Raw genomic sequence first — 19,350 nt, forward strand, 5'->3', positions numbered from 1 at the left:
CTTATAACGGTAATGTAAATAAGTCAAATTAAATTTATTTTAATGAAATTAAACCATCCATCTTGCATAACATTAGGATTGAAATGATAGATTCAAGGAGGGAGTTTTTGTTGTGACCTTTATAAATAAACTGTTAAAAGATACCACAGGATTTCTATTATTTTGTTTCTTTATTTTTCTTTTTCTCTTTGCTGAAGTATTAAAAAACTTCTCTTTCTTTAATAGAATTCCTAATTCTTTTTTTAATATTAATACCATTTTCCTTAGTATTATTTTAGAAGCTATTCCATTTATTTTACTGGGTGTATTTGTTTCAGCCATTATTCAATCATTTGTATCCGAAAATATGATTCGAAAGGTATTGCCTCGAAATGCCTATTTAGCTCTTATCCCAGCTGCATTGCTTGGAATTATCTTTCCCATTTGTGAATGTGCCATTGTTCCAGTGGTTCGCAGATTAATAAAAAAAGGAATGCCATCACATGTAGGGGTTGTGTTTATGCTTAGTGCTCCGATCCTGAACCCTGTCGTCTATGCTTCCACCTATTTTGCTTTTAAAAGTACTCCCTATATTGCAAATGCCAGGATGTTTATTGGTTTTATTAGTTCCATCATCATTGGATTGATCGTTTACCGAAGATTCAAAGGTGAAAATATTCTTAAATCCACCCAGGCGGGTCATCACGAACACCACCATCACCACCACACAAATAGAAATAAACTTTTAGAAACGCTCTATCATGCCAGTGATGAATTATTTGATACTGGAAAATATTTATTTATAGGCGCATTCCTAGCGAGCCTGTTTCAAGCTTTTTTAGACCGTAATGTTTTGTTATCCATTGGGACAAGCACAACATTCGCCCCAGGAGTTATGATGGGACTAGCCTACCTCCTTTCAGTATGTTCTTCAGCAGATGCCTTTGTAGCTTCATCATTTGGTTCTACCTTTACAGAAGGTTCTATCCTGGCTTTTCTAGTCTTTGGCCCCATGATTGATATAAAAAATACCTTAATGTTGTTCGGCTATTTTAAGAAAAAGTTTGTTTTATTTTTGCTGGTGGTGACCCCTCTTGTCGTCTATTTCTCTGTCTATCTCTTTCAACTATTTTTTCTCTAGGAGGGTACTATGAAGAAAAAAAATGATGTTCAAGATTTTTCCTTCCATCACCTTATCAGGGGTATCATTCTAATTGGTTTTACGTTGCTTTTATTTAAATTATTATTAACCCAAAATATTACTCTTCTCATTGCACCGAAAATGGTTCGTTTTATTTACTTTACTTTCATTGTATTATTTTTATTAGGTGTTCTTTTGATCGTAAGAGGGACTTCGAGTCAGAAACATACCTATCATTGTGATTGTGACGGCGAACACTCCTACCCTACTTCCTTTGGAAAAAGTCTTTGTCTTTACCTTCTGTTTATTATTCCTATCACCACGGGATTTCTTTTTTCGAACAATGTACTTGATAGCTCTGTGGCATTGAACAGAACCATTAAACTTGGAGCCAGTTCACATGATACAAAACAATCTGTTAAAAAAAATTCAAAAGCAAACTCTTCGTCTAATACGAGTAAAAACAATTTCTCATCGACTGCTAAAAGTGTCCTAGACTATCAACCTGAGCCGATAACAGAATCGGAATACAACGCTTTAAAGAAGAAATTGTTAAAGGCAAAAATAATAAACATTGAAGATCAACAGTATGTCAACATGATGAATATCATTCAAGATAATCTTAAAGGGATGATTGGTAAAACGATCACCACAAAAGGGTTTGTGTATCGAGAAAATAATTTTATGCAAAATCAAATTATCATAGGACGATTTAGTATTACCTGTTGTGTTGCAGATGCATCGGTATATGGAATCATGTCAAAAGGGAATGTAGTGAACTTACCAAAAGATCAATGGGTACAAGCGACAGGTACGATTGAGCAAACCAGATATGATGGAGGGGTAATTCCAATGATTAAAATAAAACAGATTTCAAAAATTGCAGCTCCAAAGCAGCCTTATGTTTTTGATGTAGGTGTGAGGATTGAGTGATTCTTATAAAGTATTAGCTAAATAAAGGTCAAGGATTGTTATACCTTTTAACTGGTGAGTTTTTCTTAAGGTCTAGTAAAAAAAGTACAAACATATAATTTGAACGAGCAAAGAAAGGAGAATCGTACCTTTATGCGTGTTTCAAATATCACTGTCCGTAAACGTTTGATTATTGGACTTTTTGTTGGACTTCTTGTCTTTCTTATCATTGATGTCCGATTAGGATATGTGCAAATTGTACTTGGTAAATTTCTTACAGATACTGCAAAAGGTTCTTTGAGTCGGAATATCCCATTTGAGCCAAATCGGGGAGAAATTGTCGACCGCAATGGTGTACCATTAGCAACAAATATAAGTGCCCCGACTGTTTGGGTAGTTCCTAAGCAAATTAAAAACCCCGCAGAAACTTCTGAAAAATTGGCTTCTGTATTGCCTGTTACTAAAGAAGCTGCATATAGAGAAATTACTCAAGGACAATCCATCATCAGGCTAAAGAAGGGCGTAAAATTTCACATGAAAAGGCAAAAGAAATAAAGGCTTTGGATCTTAAAGGAGTTTACATTGGCGAGGATTCCAAGCGATATTATCCTTACGGCAGTTATTTATCTCAAGTGCTGGGCTTTACAGGAGTGGACAACCAGGGGCTGATGGGATTAGAAAAATATTACGATAAAGAGCTGAGCGGCAAGCGAGGTTCTGTAAAGTTTTATGCTAATGCAAAAGGCGAACCGATGAATGATATAGCTGATGATTATGAAAAGCCAACAAACGGTCTTGATTTAGAGTTAACCATAGATACAAAAATTCAATCGATTGTTGAAAGAGAGTTGGATATTGCGGAGACAAAATAAAATCCCGATGGAATTATTGCCATCGCCATGAATCCAAATAATGGAGAAATTTTAGCAATGTCAAGCCGCCCCACTTTTGATCCGAATAATTTTAGAAATGTACCACAAGAGGTTTATAACCGAAATCTCCCAGTATGGTCCACGTATGAACCTGGTTCCACGTTTAAGATTATTACACTTGCCGCTGCATTGGAAGAAGGAAAAGTTAATCTTGAAAAAGAACATTTCCACGACCCTGGATATGTTGTAGTGGGCGGTGCCCGTTTAAAATGCTGGAAGAGAGGCGGACATGGGGATGAAACATTTTTACAAGTTGTGCAAAATTCCTGTAACCCTGGTTTCGTGGAATTAGGAGAAAGATTAGGAAAGGATACATTGTTTAAATACATTAAAGATTTTGGGTTTGGACAAAAAACAGGGATTGATTTACAAGGTGAAGGAACTGGGATTTTATTTAACTTAAATCGAGTAGGTTCTGTCGAACTAGCAACTACCGCATTTGGACAAGGGGTTTCAGTTACCCCGATTCAACAGGTAACAGCTGTCTCTGCCGCAATTAATGGCGGAATCCTTTATCAGCCATATATTGCAAAGGAGTTAATTGATCCTGTAACAAAAGAAGTGGTAATGAGGAAGTCACCTGTTGAAAAAAGAAGAGTCATTTCAGAAAAAACTTCCAAAGAGATCCGTTACGCTCTTGAGAGTGTCGTAGCACAAGGAACTGGGGGTAAAGCATTTGTTGATGGCTACCGAGTTGGCGGAAAAACTGGGACAGCACAAAAAGCTAAAGACGGAAAATATTTAGAAAATAATTACTATTACCTCTTCTCTAACAAAAGAATTTAAAAAAATTTATAAACAACAATTAGAAAACAAGCTTTTTTTAGGAAAAGGATACCAATATTTGGATTTAGTATTTGCTCAAAAAAATGGTAAACCAATTCAACCAATCGAAATGGCCAGAAATTATCGAAAGTTTGTAGACATCAGTGGCTTACCCTATATAAGGTTTCATGATTTAAGACATACCCACGCTACTTTATTATTAAAACAGGGTGTACATCCTAAAGTAGTTTCTAAAAGATTGGGTCACTCAACTATTGAAATTACAAGGACACATACACTCATGTTTTACCAAATATGCAAAAAGAAGCCGCTCACAAATTTGAGCAGCTTTTAAAGTAAGATCAATTAATAAAAAATCCTTGTGACCAAGTTGTGACCACTGACAATTTTTTTACATTTAACTATACTAAAATTCCCTTTACTTACTTCATGAAAATTCCTCAAAAACCCTTATGTATAAAGGTTGGCGGGACTGCGTGGGAATCGAACCCACCAGACCTGGCACGCAGGTCTCAAGCAGTTTTGAAGACTGTGGAGGACACCAGTACCCCATTCAGCCCCGTATGTAGATAATTTTTATTATACTAATAAAACCAAGCTACTTACAATACCTTTCACTAAATCGTAAAGTTTTACCGGTTTACTTGTCTTCTTTCCTTCAAACAGACTATAATAAGATGAAAAAATGTTTTTTTGTAGGTGAAGAAAATGCTTCATGGTTGGTTTTTGTGGTTTATTTTATTTTGGGTTGTGTTTCTGATTTCTTCTTTTGCCATTGGCGGATTCTTTATGTTCCGTAAATTTTTGAAGAAGATGCCAAAGGAAGACGGTAAGTCTGTAATGGACTGGGAAGAATACTATGTGAACGAATCCCGTCACCTTTGGGGAGATGAAGAGAAAGCCCTTCTTGAAGATTTAGTCAGTCCGGTCCCAGAGCTTTTCCGTGACGTTGCCAGACATAAAATTGCTGGAAAAATTGGTGAAATCGCGTTAAAAGAAAATGCTATAAGAATTACCGAGGAATTAGTGATTCGCGGTTATATCCAGGCTACTCCAAAAAGGGATCAAAAATTTTTACGTAAAAAGCTTTTTGAAAATAGAATTGATGTGGCTCCATACGAGCATTTATTCTAAACCGTCCTGATTGTGGACGGTTTTTGTTTTATGCATTTCTTTTTTGGCTATTTTATTTACTGCAAAACTCTTTTAACTCCTCTTCGGGCAAAGCACCCCGCGTTATTAAACAAAAAAACACCGCCCCCCCAAAAGGACCAGTGTTCACCGTACTACTTTTTCTTTAAATGAAGCTCCTTATAAAGCTTCTTATAGTCAACATACATTGCAATTCGCCACGGTAAGAGCATGCTAAACGCTAGAAGGAAGAACATTCCGCTTAATTGGAACGGGTCAATAGCGGAGCTTAAAACTGATTTTAAGGCAATCCTGATGATCAACAGACCCACTAAGATAAAAATAAAAGCCTTCGACCGTTTTAAATAAATATCATTATCGCGAATTTCGAACTTCGAAGTTTTAATCAGAAAAATGGAAAACAGAGCCCCTACCACAACTGCCTCAACAATTTCCCATCCTGTTAATCGAAATTTTGGAATAAGGTACATAAATGCGCCTGTCGCCATAAAAAATGGAGGTAAAATAATTTTTTTTGCATTTGTCGGTTTATTTGCTGCTTTTAGACGTACGAACATGACCATAATGGCCATTAATGCAGCACCGATTGAAGAGATGACAACCGTGTTCATAGGATATTCATTCCTTATCTACATATTTTCTTACTCATTATATATCAAAAATTTTATGCTAGTAAAAGATATTTGCATCTTGTTAACCATTTTTTTATTCCCAATTTGAAAAAATCAAAGCAATCCATCCATAAAACGGAAAATGAAAAACCATTTCGGGAAATTCCCTGAAATGGCTGTTTATTTTAAAGCCCGATTGAGTGCTTCCATCACTCGGCAATCGTCGAATGGTTTAACAATAAAATCTTTGGCTCCCGACTCAATGGCCTCCATAATAATTTTTTGCTGGCCCATTGCTGAGCACATAATCACCTTTGCCTCAGGAAAATCCCGGCGGATGACTCTAATCGCCTCTAGTCCGCTCATTTTCGGCATGGTAATATCCATTGTGACCAAATCAGGATTTAATTCTTTATAAAGCTGGACAGCTTCCATTCCGTTTTCCGCTTCCCCGACAACAACATGGTCTGTTTTATTTAAAATCGACTTTAATGTATTTCTCATAAAACATTTATCATCCACGATCAATATTCTTGCCAATTCACTTCCCCCACAATAGATGCGAAACCTCGCAACCTCGAATAAAAATTATCCATTTATGAGTCTATTATATTTGAAAACAAAGAATATTTACAGGATTTTCAAGTCGATTTTACATTAAAAACCACTAAAGCTGCCAAATAAGCTTTGGAAAACCGTAATAATTTTTGTCATCCAGTCAAAGAAGAGAATAATCCCCATGACGATCATGATGTAACCGCCAATTTTTACAATCTTCTGACTGTGTTTCTTAATCCATTTCATCTTTCCGACAAAGAATGAGAGGATGAAAAATGGAATGGCAAATCCAAGAGAATAGGCAGTCATGTATAACACACCAGAACCAGGATTAGATGTTGCCATCAGAATTACGGATGAAAGAATCGGTCCTGTACATGGCGTCCATCCCGCTGCAAAGGCCATTCCAATTAATACAGATCCAATATAACCGGATGGGCGATTTTTAAATTCAAATTTACGGTCCTTCATCAAGAATTCTGGGTTTAAGATCCCAACAATCATTAATCCAAAGAAAATAATAAAAATTCCGCCCAGCTGGCGAATTAAATCTTTATACTCCCGGAAAAAGCCGCCTATGAAGGAGGTTCCAAATCCAATCGCGATAAAGATGCACGAAAAACCAATGAGGAAAAATAATGTATGTAGCAAACTCCGCCTTTGAAGCATCGCATTATCACTTTTCAGTTCCCCTACTGACATTCCAGTTATATACGATAAAAATGCCGGGTACAGAGGCAGACAGCAAGGTGAGATAAAACTTAAAAATCCTGCACCTAGTGCTAGAAAAATATTTACATCAGACATATAAACACTCCCAATATAGTCGATACCTATTTCATTCTAACAAAACTTTTGCTTAAAAGATAATGATTATCATGAATATTTTGTGACTCTAACTCATTTCTTTCTCTATTAGAAAATACTCTCATACCTACAAAAATATCCCTGTAATGAATGGATATTTTTTTACAAATCCCTTTGAATTTATTCCCACAATAGGTTATACTAGTAAAACAAATTAATAGATTTGGAATGTTTTTATTTTTTTTTGAATTTTAGGAGTTTCTCCGGAAAGGACATCGGCCGTGATCAAACAAGAACTAATCGCATTAATCGAAAAAAAGCGAGCTGAATTAATTCAAGTCGCGATCACCAACGGCTTGAGTTCCTCCGTTGCTATACGCTACAGCCAGGAGCTTGATCATCTATTAAATGAATATAATCGAAACTATATAAAAAAATCTCACCAATTAGTGAGCCAATAAGAAAAGCGGAAGCGCCTTGATCAGCCCCGACAAGTGCTGGAGGTCCTGACGGTGAAGTCGTTCTTTGACTTCATCGGCAGGACCGAAGCAACCTCGAGGGGCTAGGCGCTGGAGCTAGACAATAAGAAAGCCTGGCAAGATGCCAGGCTTTTTCTTATTCTTTCACCGTACTTTCAAAGCGTTCCAATGCTCCATTTTGTAATAAGAACATTTTATGATACAGGCCTTCCTGTGCGAGAAGTTCTTGATGAGTTCCCCGCTCGACAATTTCTCCTTGATGAAGGACGAGTACGAGGTCCGCATCCTGAATCGTAGATAAGCGGTGGGCAATGGCAATCGTTGTCCTTCCTTTGCGCATTTTAGCTAGAGCTGTTTGAATTGCCTCTTCTGTTTCCGTATCAATATTGGCCGTTGCTTCATCCAATACAAGAATTATCGGGTTGGCTGCAATCGTTCGCGCAAACGCAATCAGCTGCCTCTGACCGCTGGAAAAAGTAGAACCCCGCTCGACAACTTTATGATTATACTCATCATCCAGCTTTTCAATAAAACCATGGGCTTGAACAAACCTGGCCGCTTCTTCTACTTGTTCGTCCGTTAAATGCTCATTATGCAAACGAATATTATCCTTGACAGTCCCATAAAACAAAAACGGATCCTGCAAAACCAGCCCCATCTTTTCCCTTAATTCTTCTTTCGAAAACTCACGAATCGATACTCCATCTATTAAAATATCCCCACGCTCATATTCATAAAAACGCATCAATAAATTGATAATCGAACTTTTCCCGCTTCCGGTATGCCCGACAAGTGCAACCGTTTCTCCCCGGTTTGCCGTAAAGGAAATATCCTTTAATACATCCCGCTCCCCATCATAGGAAAAACTTACATGCTTAAACTCTATTCTTCCTTCTTCAATATTCATCGTCTTTTCTTCCTGCTGGGCAGGTGCCAGCTCTTCTTCATCCAGTAACGAAAATACACGACCGCCGGCAACGATTGCTTGTTGGTACAAGGACAGGCGCATCATCATTTGGTTAACCGGCTCAAAAAAGCGGTCCAAATAACTGATAAACGCATATAAGACACCAATTTCAATTGAATGGTTAAAAGAAGTAATTCCAAAATAGCTTAAAACAATGATTAACCCAAAGATATAAATCAAATCAATGGCCGGCCTTAACAAAAGACCATCCACTTTGATGTTTTTCATCCCTGCTTGATAATGTTGTTCATTGATATCCGCAAACTCTTTCCTGAGCCTTTTTTCCTGACGAAATACTTGGATAATCGACATTCCTGATAGTGATTCGCTCAACTTTGCATTCAATTGGCTTAATCGTTCGCGCATATCCGTATAAAAGCGGGAACTGAATTTTCGGTACAGGTTCATGACAAGTAATACAATCGGGATAATGACCACACAAATGAGGGCGAGCTTCACATTTAAGATAAACATCGCGATGAAAATTCCGATAAGTAAAAATCCACTTTGAATAAATGTCGCGAGGACCGTCACAAACATGTCCTTTATCGCTTCGGTATCATTGGTCACCCTTGAAACGATACTTCCCGCCGGTGTTTTGTCAAAATAACGTAACCCAAGAGCCTGAACCTTTGAAAACACATCAATCCGCAGCTGTTGAATAATTTTTAAAGCGATTTCTTGGAATTTAACTAATTGAAAAAACATCAAGATGGCTTTGATGATTTGGATTCCCATATACACGGTGCCTAAAAGGAGTAAGGGCTTGAACACTAATTTCCCAGGTGTTAAATAATCGTCAATAAATATTTTTACAAGAATCGGTCCGACGATATCTCCAATGGTTGTAAGCAGGAGCAATACGAAGGCCCAGCTCAGCGCTTTTTTGTGTGGTTTTGTATAGGAGAGCAGACGAAACAGGACTTTTTTATCTGTTGTTTTGTTCATTAGTGCCGATTTTTCCATCTTACTGTCCTCCATGCTCCACCAACTCCTCAAGCTGCTGATGTAAATACATTTCTTTATACCAGCCGTCAGCCTCCATCAACTCATCATGCATCCCTCTCTCGATGATTTTTCCTTTATCTAAAACTAGAATCAGATTGGCATGTTGAATCGCACTTAATCGATGCGAAGTAATGATGGTGGTTTTTCCTGCTCGGTTCTCCCGTAAGGCAGACAGAATTGCTTCCTCTGTTTTGGCATCAACGGCAGATAAGGAATCATCCAGCACTAACACTTCCGGATTCAACATGAGCGCCCGGGCAATCGAAATCCGCTGTTTTTGCCCGCCGGAAAGCGATACGCCGCGTTCTCCGACAACGGTTTGATATCCATCCGTAAATTGAAGAATATCCTCGTGAATATTCGCTAATGTCGCAGCGACCTCAATGTCGCTCTGAAGCGCATCAGGATTGGTAAAAGCAATATTCTCAGCGACGGTTGCCGAAAATAAAAAATGATCCTGGGGAACATACCCGATTGCCTCACGCAGTTTTTCCAGTTTGTAGGCTTGAATACTTTTTCCTCCAAACAGAATGTCCCCTTGGTAGTTGTCGAATTCCCGAATGAGCAGTTTTAATAAAGTTGTTTTTCCCGCACCTGTTTTGCCGACAATTCCAAGCGTTTCTCCTTGGCTTAATTTAAAATAAATCTCCTTTAAAATGGCTACCGTTTCACCAGGATAGATAAACTCCGAAATTTGATATTGAATATCCCCGCTTGGAACCATTTCTAGCGCCCCTTTAGAATCACGGATTTCAACCGGTTCCCGAAGAAGAGCTGACACACGGTCATAAGATGCACGTCCTCGTTCGACAATATTAAACAGCCAGCCGAATGCGAGCATCGGCCAGATTAAGAGTCCTAAATAAGTAGAAAATGAAATAAGTTCCCCGATGGTTAATTCTCCATTAATCACATATTTTGCACCGAATACAATTGCAAGGAAAAAAGAGATTCCAACAATAATCGATATCGTTGGATCGTAAAGCGAGTCAATTTTTGCAACGATGATATTTTTTTGAACAACATCCTCGGATTGCTTTCGGAAATCCTCAATATCTTCTTTTTCCTGACCAAAGGTTTTAATCACTTTAATCCCGGTAATACTTTCCTGCGTTTTATCATTTAAGGACGAAAACGCTTCCTGGGCTTTGTGAAAAGTACGGTGCAGCATCGTTCCGAACCAGCTAGTTAACATCGCCATAAATGGCATCGGAATAAGGCAAATTAGCGTTAACTTCCAGCTGATTGTAAAAGCCATCGCCAAAATGACAAATCCGCCGGTGGAAAGGGAATCGACTAGGGTAAGGACACCGGAACCAGCTGTTTGTTGGATTGCCTGCAGATCATTGGTCGCATGGGCCATCAGGTCACCGATGCGGCGCTTTTGATAAAATGCCGGGGACATATTGGTAAAATGCTGATACAACCGATTTCGTAGTATTTTAGAAAGCTTAACCGATGAACCAAAAATCATAATTCTCCAATAATAGCGAAATACATACATCATAAGGGCCACCACAACAAGAACAGCCATCCACTCGAGCAAGATGCTTTTGGTCATCGTGTCGTCCTTTATGTGATCGGCAATGATTCCAATCACTTTCGGAGGAACCAACTGCAGCAAAGCGACAAATAATAGAATTAACGTGCCTGTAATATACGATTTTTTCTCTTGTTTAAAAAACCAGCCCAAATCCAAGAAGACCCTCATGTAAACTCCCCCAAAATCTCTATCTATACGTTAATCGTTGAAATATTATTTTAACAAATATTTGCAAAATAATAAAGATTTTGAAATTGAGATTTATAGGCATGAAAAAAAGCACCCATATTCCTGAATGCTTAACCTTTCCTATAATAAAAGAGCCAACAAAATAATTGTGAGATGCCACCCTTTTCATTAGGTAGTGTTTGAATCATTTCAACCATTCTTTAGACTACTATATTAAAAATTTATTGCGACAAAAGTTGAATCAGTTTGTCACCATGATGTTTTGATTTTTGAAAATATTTTTCATTTTTGTTTAAATCGATACTTTTAGCCAATAGGGTGTTATAACTAATGAACCAGAATTTATGCCATTCCCTTTTCATTTTAGCAACCATCATAATCACTCCTAAATTGTTCTTTCAATAAGATTACCAAACAATTGTAAAAGGAATTTATGATAATTGTTAAGATGCTGAAAATTCCTATAATTATAACGTATAAAATTAGTTGTTGAATCCACCATTTTTTAAACTATAAAAAAGAACACATATATTGTTTACTTCCGAAAAAATTATCTTATCTTTATAATCCAAATTGATGATGAAGGATTAACCATGAAAAAAAGCACCCATATATACGAGTGCTTGTCCGTTTATTTTGATTGCTGCTTATTCATAGCATTCATCATTTGGTTGATCTTCTTCTGTGATGGCTTCATGCCCATTTGCATCAAAACCTTGATTTATAAGGGTTTTCACCAGTATTTTGACCACTTTTTCAGTTAAGAAAATTTTACCTCATTCTATTAAACTTGTCTACTAAATATCAGAATACTAGTTAATCATCCTTATAAATAATAGAAGAAATAAGAAAAAAAGAGTGACTTAATCAGCCACTCTAAAAAATCATAAGATTTCCCTAATAAAGAATTGCTTAATTTGCTTCCATAGCCTCTTCATGTTCTTCTGGATTTTTACTATAAGTAATATTAATTATAAACCCATCGTCATCAGGTTTGGTTGCATTTAAAAAAATAGATTCTTCTGTTTCTGTACGAACAAAGTCGTTATTATAATCAATTGTTTCCTTCATCGCTCTTCTCCAATAATTTTTGTATCTCTAAAATTCAGAAAATAAAATTTAACAAATTTTATATTTTTTTACAATAAGAATAAAAAAGACCTGTTGTAAATTACTTGAGCAGGTCTTTTACTTTATAACTTTGTATTGAATAATCGTTTCCAAATAACTCTTTCACATCTTCTACAATTAGATCAGCTTCTTCAAAATTTTTAAATTTCATAGCATCATTAATGTTTTTGTCATGCTCTTTCCATCTTTAGTCAAGAAACCATCTTTAACCGAGTATGCTAAAAACCTTTCCATTTCAATCACATTCTTTAAATTCAATTCTTTTATTTAAACCAAGTCCATCCAACCGTTATAATATAAAGAAAAATAGCAGAAATTAAACCTGTAAAATTTACATCAATCTTCTCTTTTTCATTATTGTAAATAAAAATGTTTTTTCTAAGTCCGACAATAAACACTAATAACAAAATCAATTCTATTATGTGACGGAATAACGTACAAAAGCGCAACTAGAATGCTAGATTTTAAAAGTAGTAAAGTGTTTTTTAAAACTGCTTCCAAACGGTAATTCTGGGCGTGGTGCACAAAATTCCGCTGTGATTTCTAGCTTTACCAATGCTTCCATTTGAATGTTTTGAAACATATTGATGGAAATATCAAGCTGCTGGAATGTGGAAGTTCCAGGTGATGCACCAGGACGGCAAATTAAGTTTGCATCACATTCAAAGTCGGTGATTTCGCATTGTAAGAATGTTCCTGGAGGTGCACAAAGGAAGAACTTTTCGGTAACTGCAAACGGGATGGGCAGTGTTGAACACGAAATCCCTTGAGGGTTTGTCACACGAACCACAACAAAACCTTTTTTCAATACTTTTACTTTTTGTAAAGTAATAGTTTCGCCAGTGGGGAGAGTAAATGATCCAGGCTGCCGTCCCTCAGGCTGTGCAATTTCAGTACAAAGAATGGAACCCGGTGCAAGCGGATCAACAGGGTTGCCTTCCTCATCTGTCACGAAACAATCAACAGTAAAGACATTGCCTAGAACAGCACAAGGATCATCTGATCCGGGGGTAGGGGTAACTCCTCCAGGGCAATCAAAGAATAGAGTAGAACCCAAGTCGCTTGCATTGAAAGCGATTAGGGGAACATCAGATTGGCGGGTAACCCAGTCATATACTTTGTTGACCTTGATACAAAGTGTTTCTTGGCCGCCATTCACTGATCTAACATCCATGAATAAAACCATCCTCTCAATCTATTTTTTATACTTGCAAAAGGATATGATGAACCTTGCCGATTCAGACCTGTTTTTCTATATCGGATTAGGTCTTGAGAGCTTTGTGGAAAAGGCAAAAACAACCTTAAAGGATGAAAATGTTACGTTAGTTGCAGCAGCTGATCAGTTACAACTACCAAAAGACCAGCACGCTGATGAAGCAGATGAAGATGACCATCATCACTGTGATGTAAATCCACATGTCTGGCTTGATCCTATTTACTCTAAAGAAATGGTCGAAATCATTAAAGACTCATTAATTAAAAAAATGCCGCAGCATAAAGCACTATTCGAAAATTATTTACAATTTCCAACTTATCATATCCCACATTGAAACAACCCTTTTATTTTCTTCCAATATTGTGTATAGGTTGACCACATTTGCATCTATTCGATTCATTTGGCACTCTTGGATTCACATCTAGGACATAACCACGTAGTATTTGAGATAACATATTGTCTTTCCCATTCTCTTTTTAACTGCTTAGATTGTTCACGCCTATGTTTAAGATATTTAAAAGTTGATATAATAAAACTTATAATCAATATTGCTCCAAAATACATTATAAAATCCAATTAATTCTCCCCCTTAAAAATACTAGTTCCTTATGTTTAATTAACTCACCTTTTTAAAATTTCTCCCACTAATTCTTATATAAAAACCATCAAATAAAAAAATAATAATTGTATATCATTGCAACCAATTGTATAATTATAAATAGCTTTTCTATATCTGAGAAGTTACTACTACATGAGGACTCCCATATTTACAGGGAGTTCTTTTGTATTTTCACAAAATTACTTCATCATATTTTTATTGTATTATGCATATAATCATTATATAATTTACATAGGACAGCAGTTGGTAGCTACTGCCCTACATTTGTAAACTTCCTATTCGGTCATTAAGTTCAGGCTCAAGTGAAACTTAATGATCTTTTTTAATCCATAAATTCAGTTAAGTCCATTTCACTAACTTCATTTACATTGATGATGTGTTCATTCCCCTTACAATCAACAGCAACCAATTTGTACGCTATGATTCTATTAGGATTCAAGTTGTAGTTTGCTTCTAAAACTCCCATATAATCCACTATTGACTCGGCAAGTACACATACATCCAACAACATTTTTCCAAAAAACTAAATTCATACTAACCTCTCCCTTTTTTTATAGTTTGTTTTTGCTTGTTGTGATTGTCTTGCTGTATCTTTACTATACGCTATCGTATAGGGGATAGTCTATGCCTTTTTTAGAAATTATTAGAAAAAGTTAATAAAATTATTTGTTGTTTATCGTATAGCGTATGTGGCATAATGAAGATATAGAAAATGAATGATTATTCAGTAATTACATAGGAGATGTTCATAATGAAACAATACACCATTGTGCCAAAATTAAATCGAATACTTGCAGAAAGAAAAATGAGTCAAACTGAATTGTCAGAACTAACTGGAATTCCCCAACCGTCCATTTCTAGATTCGATAGAAATACAAAACACATGGATATGCACTTAGTAATGATCAGTAGAGCATTAGGATTAACAATTGAAGATTTGTTTGAAATTAAAGAAGCTGAATAACACAAAAGAGCCACTACATGATTAGTGACTCTTTATTTATGTTCTGAGCATTGTATTTATTCATTCTGATTGTTTAAATTCTCTTTAGGTACAATTACATTATTTTTTGTAAAACCTCTCAGAAATGATTTTAGATTATTCTGGTAAGGTGTTTAATTTTCCCACTGTTTCTTGTTATTAATATTCATTAATGGACTTGATGCAACAGCTTTATCTATTAATTGCTCATCAGTTAATGATTGTAAATATCGCTGCGTAATACCTATATCACTGTGTCCAAGTAACCTAGAAAGCGAATATATATCCAATTTTCCTGACATAAGGCTTTGAATTGAATAAAAGTGCCTAAATGTATGAGGGCTACAGCGAACATTTTCTATTCCTGCCCTTTTTCCAGCTTCCACAATTACGTTATACAATGCAACATTTGACATTTCTGAACCTTGATACGTTAAAAAATAGTTATCACTTGTAACAATGGCTTGGAAATATTGTTTTCTTAATCGATCATACTTGTTTAGGATTTTTTTTAAAACTGGACTGATGAAAACAATTCTTAAGAAGTTCAATCAATGATCAATTCATTTTCCTTTAAGGGATATATAGAGACAAGGAACAAAGCAATAATAGCCATGCTTGCAGATTGTGGTCTTAGAGCAATGGAGATTAGGGGATTAAAGTTATCTGATGTAAAAGAAACAAAAAAGACCACCTTTCTGGTTAAGTTTTCAACCGAAAAAGTGATCTTTTGTTTGTATGGTGAAAGATTAAGCAATTAATCATAAATTTATGATGAAGGATTAACCTAACTGATGATTCTGTTAGTTAATCGACTTGTATAATTGCTCCTAACCAATTGAAGAATCCTTATATGACAAGGGTTTATTTTGATTGCTGCTTGTTCATAGCATTCATCATTTGGTTGATCTTCTTTTGTGATGGCTTCATGCCCATTTGCATCATCATCATTTTAAGCATTTGTTCATTAATTGGCGGATTTTTCTTTAAATAGCTCATCATATACTTACGAGCAATGAAAAATCCTAGTGCTACACCAGCCACTAAGGCGAGTATACCGACTAGAATGGTCAATCCCATTAAACTTCCTCCTTCATGTTGTCTACCATACACAGTGTACTAAAATTATGGGAAATATACAATATCTGCTTTCAATTATACATATTTTCTTTCTTTAATCGGCTTTAACCAGCCAAAACGCTCATGATCTAAGTCGATTGCTAAGAACGAAGATTCACATTTCCTAAGAACTTCAAAAAACACTGTCTCTGCTTCATAGCTCCCAGTAGCCTCTACTGAAATGAAATCTTGGAAGACGGCTAATTTTGCTGTACTTAGTCTTCCATTTATTTCAATAGAATATGTGCCATGTTCCGCCTTAAATCCTTTTATTTTTCCGAGCTGTTTCTGCAAAAGTTTATGAATTTTTAAAGCCTCAACCGTTTTTGTTATATATTTAATTTGTTTTCCTGTAATATATTTTAGCTCGCCAAACGCTCTTTCATATTCGCGAAAAAGCTGAAAAAACATGCTCTCTCTTCCGAAGTAATGGGCGGCAAATTCATCTTCTATTAAATATAGCCGATAGTTTCTCACCACAATCTCTCCTTCGCCAAAAACCCTTTTTTCTATTATAAAAAAACAAAATCAAAACTTTTGTCTTTCGGCGGCAAAAACTTTCACTATTTTTGTCGATTTAATTGTTTATATTAAAAAATTCTAAAAATTCAACTTTATTATACTGCGAGTAAATTCTAAAAGCAAAATTCTTACCCTATGAATCCCAACAACAAAAAAGAGAACAGCCATTTGAAGCTGTTCTCTCATTAAAAAGGTATTATTTTTGTAGTAAGGCTTTCACACGGGCAACTACATTATTAACGGTGAAGCCGTATTCTTCCATGATTTTTTCACCAGGAGCAGAGGCACCAAATTTATCAATGGCTAGTACGTCCCCTTCGTCACCCACATATTTATGCCAGCCTAAGGAAGCACCCACTTCCATTCCAAGCCGTTTCTTCACATTTTTAGGAAGAACAGAGTCTTTATAATCTTGAGTCTGTGCTTCAAAACGATCCCAAGAAGGCATGCTGACTACAGAAACATGTACACCTTCTCCAGCTAGTGTTTTTTGTGCTTCCACAGCTAGTCCTACTTCAGAACCAGATGCAAGCAGCAATGCATCTGGAGTTTCTTTTTCAGAAGCAGAAATAACGTAGGCTCCTTTTGAAACACCTTCATATGCATTTACATCGGTACCTTTTATCGTAGGTAAGTCTTGGCGAGTTAATACAAGAGCCGTTGGCTTGTTTGTAGACTCAACAGCAAGCTTCCAAGCCGCTGCTGTTTCATTTCCATCTGCAGGGCGAATGATGGAAAGACCAGGCATTGCACGTAATGCCGCAAGTTGTTCGATTGGTTCATGTGTTGGGCCGTCTTCCCCAACCGCAATACTGTCATGGGTAAATACATAAGTAACAGGTAATCCCATTAAGGCAGCTAGACGAATCGCTGGACGTAAGTAGTCAGAGAAAACAAAGAAGGTTCCGCCAAATACTTTTACTCCACCATGTAGAGCAATCCCGTTCATAGCTGCTCCCATAGCAAATTCACGAACGCCAAACCAGATATTACGACCTTCATAGGAATTTGGCATGTAGTCACTTGAGCCCTTGATTAAAGTTTTATTTGAACCAGCAAGGTCTGCAGACCCACCAATTAAGATCGGTAAATTTTTCGCAATGCCATTTAATACTTCACTTGAAGAGGCACGGCTCGCAAGGCTTTTACCCTCTTGGTAAACTGGAATATCTTTGTCCCATCCCTCTGGCAGCTCATGATTTAATGCTTTTTCAAGCTGAGAACCAAGTTCAGGGTATTCTTTTTTGTATTGCTCAAAAAGGTCATTCCATTCCTTTTCTTTCTTCTCGCCATTTTCAACAATAAGCTTTTGGAAGTTTTCATACACTTCTTGTGGTACATGGAAATCTTCTTCAAATGTCCATTTGTAAGCTTCTTTTGTTAATTTTAATTCTGCTGCACCTAATGGAGCACCGTGGACACCGGAAGTTCCTGCACGGTTTGGTGAACCATATCCAATGACCGTTTTTACTTCAATCATTGTTGGGTGGTCTAAATCACTTCTTGCTTCATCTAGTGCTTTTGAAATCTCTTCAAGGTTGTTGCCATCTTCTACACGAATATACTGCCATCCATAGGCTTGGAAACGTTCCTTAACACTTTCAGAGAAGGATTTATCTAAGTCCCCATCAAGAGAAATATCATTTGAATCATATAATACAACTAAACGACCTAATTTTAAGTGTCCTGCAAGTGAAGCAGCCTCAGCAGATACACCCTCCATTAAATCACCATCACCACAGATGCTATATGTAAAATGATTCACAAGTTCGAATTTATCTTTGTTATAAACACTTGCAACATGGCGTTCTGCCATTGCCATCCCCACTGCCATGGCAATACCTTGGCCAAGTGGTCCTGTTGTTGCTTCAACACCTTCAGTGTGACCGTATTCCGGGTGACCAGGAGTTTTACTGCCCCATTGACGAAATTGCTTTAAATCATCCATTGTTACATTGTATCCGGATAAATGAAGCATGCTGTATAATAACGCGGAACCATGTCCAGCGGATAATACAAAACGATCACGGTTAAACCAATGCGGATTCTTCGGATTTTGGTTCATAAAACGAGTCCACAAAGTGTAAGTCATTGGTGCAGCACCCATTGGCATTCCAGGGTGGCCTGAATTAGCTTTTTCAATCGCATCAATCGCAAGTGTGCGAATGGATGTTACAGATAATGCATCAATCGTATCAAACATAAAATACATCCTTTCCTGAATAATAGGATTATAAGTACAACAATAATATTATAGTTCCCTTCCGATTTATTCAACTAGTTGCATCAAAATTAGTTTTTGTAAGCCTTATCATTTTATACTTTCATCAAGAAAGTGCCGAGAAATGTAAAAAAGGAATACAAAAATGTATTCCTGCAGTCTTTTAATGTAAGTTATTCTTTTTTCTTGCCTTGATTTTTTCGGGTGTTACATCATTACCAAGTGGATCAATAATTTTTGTATTCGTTAATGTATCTAACATATTAGAACGGAAAGCAGCTAAATATTCACTTCTTAATTTTGATTGCTCTTTTGCTTCTATCTCCGTTAATCCAGTTGTTTTTGATTTTCTTGCTAATTCATTAATTCTTGCTATTTTTTCTTTTGAAAGCAAATTAAACCCACCTTTCGAAGCAAGTTATCATAGATACTAAATCCATGACACCTGATTTTACTAGAAAATGCTTCGTCTGACA

The 19,350-nt window shown here is 36.4% G+C and carries 22 protein-coding genes, 1 tRNA gene and 2 pseudogenes; 9 read left to right on the forward strand and 16 right to left on the reverse strand.

Annotated elements, in window-relative coordinates; genetic code table 11:
• Positions 1–112: 112 nt before the first annotated feature.
• The 4 genes and pseudogenes from J2Y67_RS00830 to J2Y67_RS00845 all read left to right on the forward strand — a co-directional run bounded on the left by J2Y67_RS00830 (position 113) and on the right by J2Y67_RS00845 (position 4,084).
• Entirely contained in the window at positions 113–1,120 is a 1,008-nt protein-coding gene (locus J2Y67_RS00830; RefSeq protein WP_310169616.1) for a permease, read from the forward strand.
• A gap of 9 nt (positions 1,121–1,129) precedes the next feature.
• The gene (locus J2Y67_RS00835; protein WP_310169617.1) at positions 1,130–2,053 is read left to right on the forward strand and encodes a TIGR03943 family putative permease subunit; all 924 of its coding nucleotides are present in this window, start codon (positions 1,130–1,132) and stop codon (positions 2,051–2,053) included.
• Positions 2,054–2,185: 132 nt separating this feature from the next.
• A pseudogene (locus J2Y67_RS00840) lies at positions 2,186–3,732 on the forward strand (stage V sporulation protein D); the annotation flags it as partial.
• A 22-nt stretch (positions 3,733–3,754) separates the two neighbouring features.
• The gene (locus J2Y67_RS00845; RefSeq protein WP_310170236.1) at positions 3,755–4,084 is read left to right on the forward strand and encodes a tyrosine-type recombinase/integrase; all 330 of its coding nucleotides are present in this window, start codon (positions 3,755–3,757) and stop codon (positions 4,082–4,084) included.
• A 130-nt stretch (positions 4,085–4,214) separates the two neighbouring features.
• Here the strand turns inward: J2Y67_RS00845 and J2Y67_RS00850 are convergent.
• Positions 4,215–4,311: transfer RNA gene (locus tag J2Y67_RS00850), tRNA-Sec, on the reverse strand.
• Positions 4,312–4,458: 147 nt separating this feature from the next.
• On the opposite strand from J2Y67_RS00850, the gene J2Y67_RS00855 reads away from it, so the two are divergent.
• Positions 4,459–4,884: a DUF2621 domain-containing protein gene (locus tag J2Y67_RS00855; protein WP_310169618.1), complete on the forward strand. Its 426-nt coding sequence runs from the start codon at positions 4,459–4,461 to the stop codon at positions 4,882–4,884.
• A gap of 152 nt (positions 4,885–5,036) precedes the next feature.
• Here J2Y67_RS00855 and J2Y67_RS00860 read toward each other — a convergent pair whose 3' ends face one another.
• The 3 genes from J2Y67_RS00860 to J2Y67_RS00870 all read right to left on the reverse strand — a co-directional run bounded on the left by J2Y67_RS00860 (position 5,037) and on the right by J2Y67_RS00870 (position 6,878).
• The gene (locus J2Y67_RS00860) at positions 5,037–5,513 is read right to left on the reverse strand and encodes a CcdC family protein (RefSeq protein ID WP_310169619.1); all 477 of its coding nucleotides are present in this window, start codon (positions 5,511–5,513) and stop codon (positions 5,037–5,039) included.
• A gap of 180 nt (positions 5,514–5,693) precedes the next feature.
• Entirely contained in the window at positions 5,694–6,053 is a 360-nt protein-coding gene (locus tag J2Y67_RS00865; protein ID WP_310169620.1) for a response regulator, read from the reverse strand.
• A gap of 117 nt (positions 6,054–6,170) precedes the next feature.
• Positions 6,171–6,878: a cytochrome c biogenesis CcdA family protein gene (locus J2Y67_RS00870; protein WP_310169621.1), complete on the reverse strand. Its 708-nt coding sequence runs from the start codon at positions 6,876–6,878 to the stop codon at positions 6,171–6,173.
• Between the two features lie 281 nt (positions 6,879–7,159).
• On the opposite strand from J2Y67_RS00870, the gene J2Y67_RS00875 reads away from it, so the two are divergent.
• Positions 7,160–7,339 (forward strand): aspartyl-phosphate phosphatase Spo0E family protein, encoded by a 180-nt coding sequence (locus tag J2Y67_RS00875; RefSeq protein ID WP_310169622.1) that lies wholly within the window; start codon positions 7,160–7,162, stop codon positions 7,337–7,339.
• 154 nt (positions 7,340–7,493) lie between these two features.
• Here J2Y67_RS00875 and J2Y67_RS00880 read toward each other — a convergent pair whose 3' ends face one another.
• From J2Y67_RS00880 to J2Y67_RS00905, 6 genes and pseudogenes are all read right to left on the reverse strand, one after another.
• Complete coding sequence (locus J2Y67_RS00880) at positions 7,494–9,290, reverse strand: ABC transporter ATP-binding protein (protein WP_310169623.1); 1,797 nt, start codon at positions 9,288–9,290, stop codon at positions 7,494–7,496.
• Position 9,291: 1 nt separating this feature from the next.
• Positions 9,292–11,043 (reverse strand): ABC transporter transmembrane domain-containing protein, encoded by a 1,752-nt coding sequence (locus J2Y67_RS00885; RefSeq protein WP_310169624.1) that lies wholly within the window; start codon positions 11,041–11,043, stop codon positions 9,292–9,294.
• Between the two features lie 242 nt (positions 11,044–11,285).
• Positions 11,286–11,438, reverse strand: a complete 153-nt coding sequence (locus J2Y67_RS00890; RefSeq protein WP_310169625.1) for a hypothetical protein — start codon at positions 11,436–11,438, stop codon at positions 11,286–11,288.
• A 257-nt stretch (positions 11,439–11,695) separates the two neighbouring features.
• Positions 11,696–11,779 (reverse strand): annotated as a pseudogene (locus J2Y67_RS00895) (YneF family protein); the annotation flags it as partial.
• A 197-nt stretch (positions 11,780–11,976) separates the two neighbouring features.
• A complete protein-coding gene (locus J2Y67_RS00900; RefSeq protein WP_310169626.1) occupies positions 11,977–12,135 on the reverse strand; it encodes a hypothetical protein in 159 nt (52 codons plus the stop codon).
• A 517-nt stretch (positions 12,136–12,652) separates the two neighbouring features.
• Positions 12,653–13,369, reverse strand: a complete 717-nt coding sequence (locus tag J2Y67_RS00905; RefSeq protein WP_310169627.1) for a BMQ_0737 family morphogenetic spore coat protein — start codon at positions 13,367–13,369, stop codon at positions 12,653–12,655.
• Between J2Y67_RS00905 and J2Y67_RS00910 the strand changes: the two genes are divergently transcribed.
• Positions 13,368–13,745, forward strand: a complete 378-nt coding sequence (locus J2Y67_RS00910; protein ID WP_396954019.1) for a metal ABC transporter solute-binding protein, Zn/Mn family — start codon at positions 13,368–13,370, stop codon at positions 13,743–13,745. The genes J2Y67_RS00905 and J2Y67_RS00910 overlap by 2 nt on opposite strands.
• Before the next feature lie 607 nt (positions 13,746–14,352).
• Here J2Y67_RS00910 and J2Y67_RS00915 read toward each other — a convergent pair.
• Positions 14,353–14,541 (reverse strand): hypothetical protein, encoded by a 189-nt coding sequence (locus tag J2Y67_RS00915; RefSeq protein ID WP_310169628.1) that lies wholly within the window; start codon positions 14,539–14,541, stop codon positions 14,353–14,355.
• A 240-nt stretch (positions 14,542–14,781) separates the two neighbouring features.
• Between J2Y67_RS00915 and J2Y67_RS00920 the strand changes: the two genes are divergently transcribed.
• On the forward strand, positions 14,782–14,994 hold the full coding sequence (locus J2Y67_RS00920) for a helix-turn-helix domain-containing protein (protein WP_310169630.1): 213 nt from the start codon (positions 14,782–14,784) through the stop codon (positions 14,992–14,994).
• Positions 14,995–15,146: 152 nt separating this feature from the next.
• Here the strand turns inward: J2Y67_RS00920 and J2Y67_RS00925 are convergent, their stop codons facing one another.
• On the reverse strand, positions 15,147–15,563 hold the full coding sequence (locus tag J2Y67_RS00925) for a tyrosine-type recombinase/integrase (RefSeq protein WP_310169631.1): 417 nt from the start codon (positions 15,561–15,563) through the stop codon (positions 15,147–15,149).
• A 3-nt stretch (positions 15,564–15,566) separates the two neighbouring features.
• Here J2Y67_RS00925 and J2Y67_RS00930 point away from each other — a divergent pair, with 3 nt between their 5' ends.
• The gene (locus tag J2Y67_RS00930) at positions 15,567–15,773 is read left to right on the forward strand and encodes a site-specific integrase (protein ID WP_310169632.1); all 207 of its coding nucleotides are present in this window, start codon (positions 15,567–15,569) and stop codon (positions 15,771–15,773) included.
• 103 nt (positions 15,774–15,876) lie between these two features.
• Here the strand turns inward: J2Y67_RS00930 and J2Y67_RS00935 are convergent, their stop codons facing one another.
• From J2Y67_RS00935 to J2Y67_RS00950, 4 genes are all read right to left on the reverse strand, one after another.
• The gene (locus J2Y67_RS00935; protein WP_310169634.1) at positions 15,877–16,092 is read right to left on the reverse strand and encodes a YneF family protein; all 216 of its coding nucleotides are present in this window, start codon (positions 16,090–16,092) and stop codon (positions 15,877–15,879) included.
• A 75-nt stretch (positions 16,093–16,167) separates the two neighbouring features.
• On the reverse strand, positions 16,168–16,608 hold the full coding sequence (gene sirA / locus J2Y67_RS00940; protein WP_310169635.1) for a sporulation inhibitor of replication protein SirA: 441 nt from the start codon (positions 16,606–16,608) through the stop codon (positions 16,168–16,170).
• A 241-nt stretch (positions 16,609–16,849) separates the two neighbouring features.
• The gene (tkt, locus tag J2Y67_RS00945) at positions 16,850–18,856 is read right to left on the reverse strand and encodes a transketolase (RefSeq protein WP_310169636.1); all 2,007 of its coding nucleotides are present in this window, start codon (positions 18,854–18,856) and stop codon (positions 16,850–16,852) included.
• A 181-nt stretch (positions 18,857–19,037) separates the two neighbouring features.
• The gene (locus J2Y67_RS00950; RefSeq protein ID WP_310169637.1) at positions 19,038–19,268 is read right to left on the reverse strand and encodes a DUF896 domain-containing protein; all 231 of its coding nucleotides are present in this window, start codon (positions 19,266–19,268) and stop codon (positions 19,038–19,040) included.
• Positions 19,269–19,350 lie beyond the last annotated feature (82 nt).

This window comes from Neobacillus niacini (assembly GCF_031456445.1).
GTDB classification, from domain to species: Bacteria; Bacillota; Bacilli; order Bacillales; family Cytobacillaceae; genus Neobacillus; species Neobacillus niacini_I.